Source organism: Streptomyces sp. CWNU-52B (genome assembly GCF_047444975.1).
Taxonomy (GTDB): domain Bacteria; phylum Actinomycetota; class Actinomycetes; order Streptomycetales; family Streptomycetaceae; genus Streptomyces.
In genome coordinates this window covers 1-649 of record NZ_JBLFJV010000052.1, presented here as the reverse complement: position 1 = coordinate 649, position 649 = coordinate 1, and the positions used below count along the sequence as shown (strand labels likewise).

Annotated in this window: 1 protein-coding gene; it reads left to right on the top strand. The window is 67.5% G+C overall.

The genetic code is table 11. The features are described from left to right. Positions 1-5 precede the first annotated feature (5 nt). Positions 6-649, top strand: a 644-nt coding sequence (locus ACLVWQ_RS35580) for a zinc-binding dehydrogenase (protein WP_414113399.1), incomplete at its 3' end; no start/stop codon positions are given.

Sequence of the window (649 nt, the reverse complement as noted above, 5' to 3'; positions counted from 1 at the left end):
CGGCGGTGCAGGTGGCTGGGTGGTTGGGGGCGGAGGTGTTTGCGACGGCGAGTGAGGCGAAGTGGTCTGTGGTGCGGGGGTTGGGGGTGTCGGGGGATCGGGTGGCGTCGTCGCGTTCGGTGGGTTTTGCGGAGGTGTTTCGGGCGGGTGTGGGTGTGGGGGTGGATGTGGTGCTGGATTCGTTGGCGGGGGAGTTGGTGGATGCGTCGTTGGGGTTGGTGCGTCCGGGTGGTCGGTTCGTGGAGATGGGGAAGGCGGATGTGCGGGATCCGGAGGAGGTCGCCGCTGCCTATGACGGCGTGAAGTACCAGGCCTTCGACCTGACGACGGTCGAGCCGGAACGGCTGGGGGAGATCCTGCGAGAGGTCGTGGGACTGCTGGAGTCGGGTGCGCTGGGGCTGCTGCCGGTCTCCAGGTGGGATGTGCGGCGAGCCGGTGAGGCCTTCAAGGTGATGAGCCGCGCGGGCCACGTCGGGAAGATGGTGTTGAGCGTCCCGCCGGCTGCTTCGCAGCTTGTTCCGTCAACTGTTTCGGAGGCTGCTCCGCCGGTTGCTTCGTCGACTGCTGTGTCGGGTTCTGGTGTTGGTGAGGGGTGGGTGGTGGTGTCGGGGGCGTCGGGTGTGCTGGGTGGTGTGGTGGCGCGGCATTT